We start from the raw sequence: 9,007 nt of genomic DNA on the forward strand, positions 1-9,007 counted from the left end.
CCTATTCGGCGGCGAGCAATTCCTCGGCGCTGCCCAGATCGACCGAGACGAGACGGCTGACGCCGCGCTCGATCATCGTTACCCCGAACAGACGGTGCATCCGCGCCATCGTCACCGCATTGTGCGTCACGATCAGATAGCGCGTTTTCGTTTCGCGCGTCATCCGGTCGAGCAGATCGCAGAAACGCTCGATATTCGCGTCGTCGAGCGGCGCGTCGACCTCGTCGAGGACGCAGATCGGGGCGGGGTTGGTGAGGAACAGGCCGAATATCAGCGCGACCGCAGTCAGCGCCTGTTCGCCGCCTGACAGCAAGGTGAGCGTGCCGAGCCGCTTGCCCGGCGGCTGCGCCATGATTTCGAGGCCCGCCTCGAGCGGGTCGTCCGAGTCGACAAGCTCGAGATGTGCCTGGCCGCCGTTGAACAAGGTTGTGAACAGGCGCTGGAAATGTCCGTTCACTGCTTCGAAGGCGGCGAGCAGGCGGACGCGGCCCTCGCGGTTGAGGTTGCCGATCGATCCGCGCAGCCGATTGACCGCCTGTTGCAGCTCCTCGATCTCGGCGGCGCTCTTTTCGCGCTCGGTATCGAGCTCGGCAAGCTCGTCGGCGGCAACCAGATTGACCGGACCCAACCGCTCGCGGTCTGCAATCAGCCGATCGTGCGCGGCCGATTCGGCGGCGGCATCGCCGACGGACGCGCTGTCGAACCCTGCTTTTTGCGGAAGCAGGGGCGGCGGGCATTCGAAGCGCTCGCCCGACAGGCGCCCCATTTCGATCCGCCGCATCTCGGCATTTTCGGAGCGCGCGACGGCGCCCGCGCGCGCCTCGCGCGCGGTGGCGACGCGCTCGCGGATCGCCGACAGCGCTGCTTCGGCCTCGCGCAGCGCGGCTTCGGCGGTGCGCTCCTGCGCCTCGACCTCGGCAAGCTGCTCGCGCAGCGTCGCCTGCCGGGCTTCGGCTTCGGCGCGTTGCTGTGCGAGCTGGCCGGGGATATCGGCAAGCTTAGCAGCCTCCGCGCCCAGTGCGTCGGCGCGTTTGTCCATGTCGGTGACACGCCGCGCCGCCTCGCCCGCCCGCGCCTTCCAGCTCTTGATCTCGGCGGCGACGACAGCTTGCCGCTCGCTCAGTGCGCTGACCGTGCGTTCATGCGCTGCGAGCGCATCGCGTGCGTTCGCCGCGTCGGCGCGCGCGCGGTCGGCGGCGCGCTCCTCTGCGTCGAGCGCGGCGCGCGCGAGGCTGTCGTCGGGGAGCGCGGCAAGCGCTGCCTCTTGCGTGGCGAGCGCTGCCTTCGCCTCGTCCAGCGCCGCCGATAGTTCGCCAATCCGCCGGTCGAACAGCGCCGCCGCATCGCGGTGACGGTCGAGCGCGGCTTGCGCCTGATCGGCAGCGCGCAGCGCGGCGCGGCGTTCCTCGTCGGCCTGCGCGAGCCGCTTGCGCGCGGTTGCCACGGCCTCGACCAGCTCGGCGAGGCGCGCCGCAGTCCGGTCGCGGCGGTCGCGCAGTTCCTGCACTCCCAGCTCGACCTGCGGGCGCTGTGCGGCGAGCGCGTCGAGGCGGTTCTGGCGCATCAGCCGCTCGCTCGCGGTCGCGCCGTCGCCGCGCGAGACGAAGCCGTCCCAGCGCCGCATCATGCCGTCGGCCGTGACAAGCCGCTGCCCCACGGCAAGCGGTTGGCCACTGTCATCATCGGCCACCGCGACCTGCGCGAGGCGGCGCGCAAGCGCGCGGGGTGCGGTGACGTGCGCGGCGAGTGCCTCGGTCCCGGCGGGGAGCGCAGGATCGCCATCGGCGCGCTCGGTGCCGAGCCAACTGCGCGCCGCATCGCGTTTGGTTCCCGCATCGAGATCGTCGCCCAGCGCCGCCGCGAGCGCGGTCTCGTAACCGGGCGCGACGCGGATCTGGTCGAGGATACGGTTCGCGTCGCTGCGCGCCGCCGCGAGTGCGCGCTCAAGCGTCGCCGCTTCGCCGTCGAGCGAGGCGAGCGCCGCGCGCGCTTCGGCGAGCGCGGCTTCGATTTCGCCGGCGTCGGTCGCACAGGCCGTGCGGTCGGCCTCAGCCTCGTCGAGCGCGCGCTCGGCGTCTGCGATCGCCTGTTCCGATGCGGCGGCGGCGGTCCGGCTCTCGTCGAGCCGCGCTGCGAGCGCGTCGCCGTCGCCAAGCGCCGCGACCTCGGCGTCGACGCGGCGCTTGTCCTCTTCGAGCCGTCGTAGCGCTGTGGCTGCGCTGTCGCGCGCCGACACGGCGATGCGGCGGTCGGCGGCTTCGCTCGCCGCCTTGGCGCGCGCCTGCGCGAGCGCGACCTCGGCATCGCGTAGCCGCGCCTGCGCCGCTTGGTCGGCTTCGACCAGCGCCGCCTTGCCCGTCGCTTGGTCCGCAACTTTCTTTGCGAGCGTGCGCCCCTCGGCATCGAGCGCGGTCAGTGCGGCGTGCGCTTCGCGTGCAAGGTCCCCCTCGCGCTCGCGGTCGGCGGCAAGCCGCTCTTGTTGCGCAGCGAGATCGTCGAGCCGCTGCCGCGCGGCGCGCTCTTCGCCCTGAAGTCGTGCCTGCGCCGCGCTCGCTTCGGCAAGCGCATCGCGCTGCGCCTGTGCCTCGCGGCGTGCCTCGGCGACGCGTGTGGCAACAGCGGTTTGCGCGGCGGTAATGGTTTCGAGCTCGGCCTGCGCAGCCTTGACGGCCGCTTCCGCCGCATCGGCATCGCGCCGCGCCTGGTCTGCCGCGGCGGCGGCATCGCGCCAGCGCGCATAGATCAACCGCCCTTCGGCGACGCGAATTTCGTCCGACAGCCGCTTATAGCGTTCGGCGGCGCGTGCCTGGCGGCGCAGCGCATTGGCGCGCACCTCCATGTCGGCGACGATTTCGGACAGGCGGTTCAAATTGGTTTCGGTCGCGCGCAGCTTTTGCTCGGCGTCCTTACGGCGGACGTGAAGTCCGGCGATCCCCGCCGCCTCCTCCAGCATCGCGCGGCGGTCGGCGGGTTTGGCGGCGATGACGTTTGCGATCTTGCCCTGGCTGACGAGTGCGGGGCTGTGCGCGCCGGTCGCGGCGTCGGCAAAGATTAGCGCGACATCCTTGGCGCGGACGTCGCGGCCATTGGCGCGATAGGCGCTGCCCGCGCCGCGTTCGATGCGGCGGATGATTTCCAGCTCATGCCCGTCGCTCGCGTCGGCAAGCCCTGCGACGACCGCGCCTTCGGTGTCGCAATGAATCGCGACTTCGGCAAAATCGCGCGCGGGCCGCGTCGATGTGCCCGCGAAGATGACATCTTCCATCCCGCCGCCGCGCATCGATTTGGGTGACGATTCGCCCATCACCCAGCGGATCGCTTCGAGCAGGTTCGACTTGCCGCAGCCGTTCGGCCCGACGACGCCGGTCAGTCCGGGCTCGATGCGCAGTTCGGTGGGTTCGACGAAACTTTTGAAACCGGTGAGGCGCAGCCGCTTTATCTGCACGAAGCCACCTCGTGCCGATTACCGAATCGCAGGCCGTGCAACCTTTGCGTCACAAATCCCCCTTGGCTCCGTCATGCCGCGCGGGCTGGGGAGTCGCAAGGGGGGTTGAACGGCCGGATTGGCGGTAAATTCCGATCAGCGCGCGCCCATCGTGCGCAGCCGGTCGCGCATCGGGCCCCACGTCGTGATGCCTTCGGCGACCTGCCCGTTGATGATGAAGGTCGGCGTCCCGGTGATATTATATTTTTTCTGGCCGTCGTTCGTGCCCTTTTCGATCGCGGTCACATTCTCGACGTTGGCGAGGCACTGCTTCACCGTGTCCGCGGGAACGCCGCGCGCCTGATAGAATTGGTCGATCTTCCATGCTGCCGCCATTGCGTTGAACCGCTCGGCGGGGGGCAACCCCATCGCGCTCTCGATCTGCGGCGCCGGCGCGGCCTGTGCGCCGGCGATGAAATTCTCATGTTCGAGGAAGGTCGCATCGGCGAGCGGGAAATAGCGCTCGGGTCCCGCGCATTTGACGATCGCGCCCGCGACCGCGTCGATCGGATGGAGCATGAAAGGCGTCAGCTTGAACGACACGCGGCCGGTGTCGATGAAATCGCGCTTCAATTCCTCGTGCGATTCCTGGGCGAAACTGGCGCAGTGGCCGCAGGTGAAGGCGCCATATTCCTGAATCTTGATCGGCGCTTCGGGGTTGCCCATGACAGCGCTGCCATCAGCGTCGAAGCTCACGACCTCGGACCAGCTCTTGCCCTCGGGCGCTGCGATCTTGGCGATGACGTCCTGCTCCTTGGCGGGATCGGTCTTGCTGTCGCCGCAACCGGCGAGGGCGAGGGCACCGAGCGAGGACAGCAGGGCGATGCGCAGCGAAGGGGTCATGGTCGGTATTTCTCCGGAAGTTGTCTTTGATTGAGCTTTTAGGAGCCATTGAGCGCGGCGTCGAGCCGCGTTTTGAGGCTTGGCCAGTCGACCACCCCCGCTTCGCGCCCGTTAATGAAAAAGGTAGGCGTTCCGTGGACATGGTCGGCGTTTCGGCCGACATTGGTCATTCCGGCGAGTTCGGCCTGCGCCACTTCACTGTCGAGGCAGGCGTCGATTTGCGCGGGGCTCAATCCGCGCGCCGCGATCAGCGCGCGCAGTCCGGTGTCGGCCGATATCTTGCGCGCTCGCGCGCTGACGCTGCCTTGATACCAGCTCTGTACCTGCGCATCAGTCGCCTTCTGGACTTTTGCGAGCCAATCGGGTTGCGCGGCGAGGATGGCGCGGTGATTGCCGGCAAACGCCTTCGGGCCGCCGCACCGCCCGAGCAGCGCGGCAGTCATGTCGACCGGGTCGCGCACAAAGTTGCGGTACTCGACCGCAACGAGTCCGGGGTCGACATATTGTGCCTTGAGCGGCGCGCCTCCGGCGCGTTCGAATTCGCCGCAGGTGCCGCATGTATAGCTTAGATATTCGACCAGCCGTACCTTCGCGGCGGGGTTTCCGACGATATGCGCGCCGATCGGGCTCACCGATACGGTCGCCGACCAGTTTAGCGGCTTGGCAGGGGTGACGGCGGTGAGGAGGGCGAGAGCGCCGCCGGAAAAAAGCGCGAGTGCCGCGCGACGCGCAATACGGTGCGTTCTGGCGGTCATCGATTCACTAACCTTTCAACCAATTTTGGGCAGTTTGGGTGTCGACGCCAGACCTGCGGCCATGCGCTCGAGCACAGTGCGCAGTTCGGGATCGCCGATGTCGCGCAGGCTGTCGCCGAGTTCGGCGGGGACCGGTTTGAGAATGGCAGGCTCGCGCACAGGCGCCGCGGGGGCGACCTCGCCATGCGTCATCCGCACCTGCGCAATCGCGGCATAGCCGAAGAAGCGGTTGACCACGGCGATGATGTCGGGCGCGACATGCTGGAGCATCGGAGCGTGCGCGCCGCTGATCGTCAGGTGCAGCGTGCCGCCCGCCTTTTGCCCGGCGGGAAAGCGGATCATCGCGGGCTGGGTGACGTCGGCCAGCCGGTCGCCGACGATTTCGCGCCAGCGGCTGACGACCGAGCTCTGGATGAAACCGAATTTGCGAAAAGCAGTGCGGCCGATTTCGGGGACGAGGTCCGAAATCGCGCGCGCGGCGCCGCCGCGCGGACGCTCATAGGCACGCGCGGCGGGCTTTCCGGCCTTCGTCGTTCCCTTGGCCTTTCCGACCGTTTTGTCCTTGCCCGCGTCTTTCGCCATGGCTGCCGCCATGCCATAGGCGGGGGGTGAGCGTCCAGCCATCCACAACAACTACCGCCGCTACGGGTGATTTCGCGAACCGCCTGCTCGACTGGTACGACCGCGAGGCGCGCACGCTGCCGTGGCGCGTCCCGCCGGGGAGCCGCGCCGTGCCCGACCCCTATCGCGTGTGGCTTGCCGAAATCATGCTGCAACAGACGACCGTTGCCGCCGTCACCGGATATTTTACGGGTTTCACCGCGCTCTGGCCGACGCTCGCCGACCTTGCCGCGGCGGATGATGCCGACGTCATGGCAGCGTGGGCGGGGCTCGGCTATTATGCCCGCGCGCGCAACTTGCTCGCCTGCGCGCGCGCTGTCGTCGCCGATCACGGCGGGCACTTTCCCGATGACGAGGCCGGGCTGCGCGCGCTGCCGGGAATTGGCGATTATACCGCTGCCGCTGTCGCTGCTATCGCCTTCGGTCGCCCTGCCGTGGTCGTCGATGCCAACATTGAGCGGGTAGTCGCGCGCCACCGGCGCATCGAGGTGCCGCTTCCGGCAGCGAAGCGCGCAATCCGCGCGGCGCTCGCTCCGTTTGTTCCTGCGGCGCGGCCGGGCGATTTCGCTCAGGCGCTGATGGATCTCGGTGCCCGCATTTGCACGCCGCGGGCACCCGATTGCGCGCATTGCCCGATTGCCGACGATTGCCGGGTGCGAGGAACCAGCGATGCGGTACGCCTGCCGGTCAAGCCTCCCAGAAAAGCCAAGCCGCACCGTCATGGTGTCGCTCACTGGATACGGTCGGACGATAACGTCTGGCTCGAGCGTCGTGCCCCGCGCGCAATGCTCGGCGGGATGCGCGCCTTGCCGGGGAGCGAATGGACCGACGCCCCGCCGCGCGAGTCGGCTATTGCCGAAGTGCGCCACAGCTTCACCCATTTCGACCTGACGCTGAAACTTGTCGCGCGCGAAAGCCCCGATGCCGCAGCGGAAGGCGAATGGTGGCCGATTGCGGAGCTTGACGCGGCAGGACTGCCGACGCTCTATCGCAAGCTGGTCGACCGAATGCGGGAGAGTGATGGATGAACATGATGGTTTCGCGCCGCGCGCTGTTGGGAGGATTGGTGTTCGGCGGCGGCGCGGCGATGCTTCCGGGCGTTGCGCTTGCCTGGCGTTCCGATGCGGCTGCCTATCCCGCGACGCACACTTTCATCAATGGGTTCGTCGCCCGGCGCGAGCTTGCCGGGACGCTCGCCGCTATCGGCAAGGGGCAGGAGGCCGCGACCTTCTTTGGCGCGGGGACGCAGGCGATGGACTCGGCCACGCCGGTAGGCCCGGATACGGTGTGGCGCCTCTATTCGATGACCAAGCCCATCACCGGAATCGCCGCAATGCTGCTGGTCGACGAAGGCAAGTTGCGGCTCGACCAGCCGATCGCCGATCTTTTGCCCGCGTTCGCCAACATGAAGGTGCAGAATACGCCCGACGGATCGCTTGCCGATCTCCGGCCGGCGAAGACGCTGATCACGGTGCGCCACCTCCTCACCCACACGGCGGGGCTGGGCTATAATATCATCCAGAAGGGACCGCTGCGCGACGCCTATAACAAGGCGGGGCTAGTCGGGGGGCAGGTGAGTCGGCTCCCGATTCCGGGCTTTCCGCCGATAACGCCCGCGCCGAGCCTGACGGCCTTTGCCGACCGGCTCGCGACCCTGCCGCTTGTCTATGAGCCTGGAACCCGTTGGAGCTATTCGATCGGGCTCGACCTGATGGGACGGGTCATCGAGGTTGCATCGGGTCAGCCGTTCGATGCCTTTCTGAAGCAACGGATATTCGATCCGCTCGGCATGAAAAGCACGGGATTTCGCGTCGCCGAAGCGGATGTCGGCCGGTTGACGACCAACTATGCGCCGCTCGGCGGTGTGCTGCTGCCGATCGATCCGGCCCGAAGCTCGATCTACCTCGACCCGCCGCCGATGCCCTATGGCGGGGGCGGACTGGTGTCGAGCGCGCGCGATTACGACCGATTCCTCGCGATGCTCCTTGGCGAAGGCGCGACCGGCGGCGTACGCATCATGTCACCCGAAACCGCCCGGCTCGCGATGTCGAACCTGCTCCCCGAAGGCGCCGACACAAGGGGCAGCTTTGTCGCCGGCGAAGGCTTTGGCGCGGGTGGGCGTGTTTCGCTCGCCAGCTCGCCGACGGGTGAAGGCATTTTCGGATGGGGCGGCGCTGCCGGAACGATCGGCTTCGTCGATCGCAAGCGCGGTTATCGCGCGGGCGGCTATGCCCAATATATGCCTGCCGAGGCGCTGCCGTTCCAGAGCGGCTTCGGTCCGGCCTTTTTCAAGGATGTGATGGCCTGATGTTGCGGCCGCTCGGCTTTACGGGGAACCGGCTCGACCGCGCCGACCAGGTGCGCGTCGATCCCGACGCGTTTTCCGCAGCGGTCGCGCACCCGCGCGCGCTATGCCTGCGGCTCGACGGTATCGACTTTGCGGCTGGCGAGGGCGGCGGGCTGGTTTGGGAGCCGCTCGATTCCGCGGACGGGCATGCCCTGATGCTGCTCGGGATCGACGAAGACGGCACGCCGCGTTTCGTGCGCGAAGCGCCTTCCGGTACCCGGATCGATGCGCGGTCGCGCACCGTGATGCGGCTCATCCCGCTGCTCTCGGGCGAAGAACTGGCGCTTTACGGCGGCGCGCGCAGCCTTGTCGACTGGCATGCGCGGCACCGTTTCTGCGCCGTTTGTGGCGCCCCCTCGACACTGTTTCGCGGCGGCTGGGGGCGGCGGTGCGACGCGTGCGGCGCCGAACATTTCCCGCGCGTCGATCCGGTGGTGATTATGCTCGCCGAGCATGACGGGCGCGTGCTCGTCGGGCGGCAACCCGGCTTTCCTCCCGGTTTCTTTTCTGCGCTCGCCGGATTTCTCGAGCCGGGCGAATCGATCGAGGAGGCGGTAGCGCGCGAGCTATGGGAAGAGGCGGGAATCCGCGTGCGCGACGTGACCTATGTCGCCAGCCAGCCCTGGCCCTTCCCCTCGTCGCTGATGATCGGCTGCCGTGCGACGGCAGAGGATGCCGCGCTGACGCTCGACACGACCGAGATTGAGGCGGCGATGTGGGTCGATCGCGCCGAGGTGCGCGCGGCCCTCGCGGGCGATATGGGTGCACCTTTCATGGTGCCGCCGCCATTGGCGATTGCGCGGCATCTGCTCGAACTTTGGGCGGAGTGAGCAGCTAGGGTCAGGACTTCTGTGGTTGCCGCCCGTGATGCAAGAGGGTTTCTGACCTTTTGAACTGGTGATCGAGTGCGGTCTTCTGTCAGGCCTAGATTGCGGCGCTTTCAGGGGCCGCTGGCCG

General features: G+C 68.1%; 7 protein-coding genes. 3 read left to right on the top strand and 4 right to left on the bottom strand.

Features of this window, described 5'->3' with window-relative positions:
• Position 1 precedes the first annotated feature (1 nt).
• The 4 genes from smc to JI743_RS12930 form a co-directional block, all read right to left on the bottom strand.
• Positions 2-3,445, bottom strand: a complete 3,444-nt coding sequence (gene smc / locus JI743_RS12915) for a chromosome segregation protein SMC (protein ID WP_201928693.1) — start codon at positions 3,443-3,445, stop codon at positions 2-4.
• 135 nt (positions 3,446-3,580) lie between these two features.
• Complete coding sequence (locus JI743_RS12920) at positions 3,581-4,327, bottom strand: thioredoxin domain-containing protein (RefSeq protein ID WP_201928694.1); 747 nt, start codon at positions 4,325-4,327, stop codon at positions 3,581-3,583.
• Between the two features lie 38 nt (positions 4,328-4,365).
• Positions 4,366-5,082, bottom strand: a complete 717-nt coding sequence (locus JI743_RS12925; RefSeq protein ID WP_201928695.1) for a DsbA family protein — start codon at positions 5,080-5,082, stop codon at positions 4,366-4,368.
• Positions 5,083-5,097: 15 nt separating this feature from the next.
• Positions 5,098-5,676 (bottom strand): DUF721 domain-containing protein, encoded by a 579-nt coding sequence (locus JI743_RS12930; protein ID WP_390881122.1) that lies wholly within the window; start codon positions 5,674-5,676, stop codon positions 5,098-5,100.
• Positions 5,677-5,690: 14 nt separating this feature from the next.
• Here JI743_RS12930 and JI743_RS12935 point away from each other — a divergent pair, with 14 nt between their 5' ends.
• The 3 genes from JI743_RS12935 to nudC are packed head-to-tail and all read left to right on the top strand — an operon-like array spanning position 5,691 to position 8,880.
• Positions 5,691-6,731, top strand: a complete 1,041-nt coding sequence (locus JI743_RS12935; protein ID WP_201928696.1) for an A/G-specific adenine glycosylase — start codon at positions 5,691-5,693, stop codon at positions 6,729-6,731.
• Positions 6,728-8,011 carry a serine hydrolase domain-containing protein gene (locus tag JI743_RS12940; RefSeq protein ID WP_201928697.1) on the top strand — a complete coding sequence of 428 codons (1,284 nt, stop codon included), beginning with the start codon at positions 6,728-6,730 and terminating at the stop codon, positions 8,009-8,011. Before JI743_RS12935 ends, JI743_RS12940 begins: the two co-directional genes overlap by 4 nt.
• Positions 8,011-8,880 (top strand): NAD(+) diphosphatase, encoded by an 870-nt coding sequence (gene nudC / locus JI743_RS12945; RefSeq protein ID WP_201928698.1) that lies wholly within the window; start codon positions 8,011-8,013, stop codon positions 8,878-8,880. Before JI743_RS12940 ends, nudC begins: the two co-directional genes overlap by 1 nt.
• The last annotated feature ends 127 nt before the right edge of the window (positions 8,881-9,007 follow it).

Source organism: Sphingopyxis jiangsuensis (assembly GCF_016734905.1).
In the GTDB taxonomy this organism is placed as follows: Bacteria; Pseudomonadota; Alphaproteobacteria; order Sphingomonadales; family Sphingomonadaceae; genus Sphingopyxis; species Sphingopyxis jiangsuensis.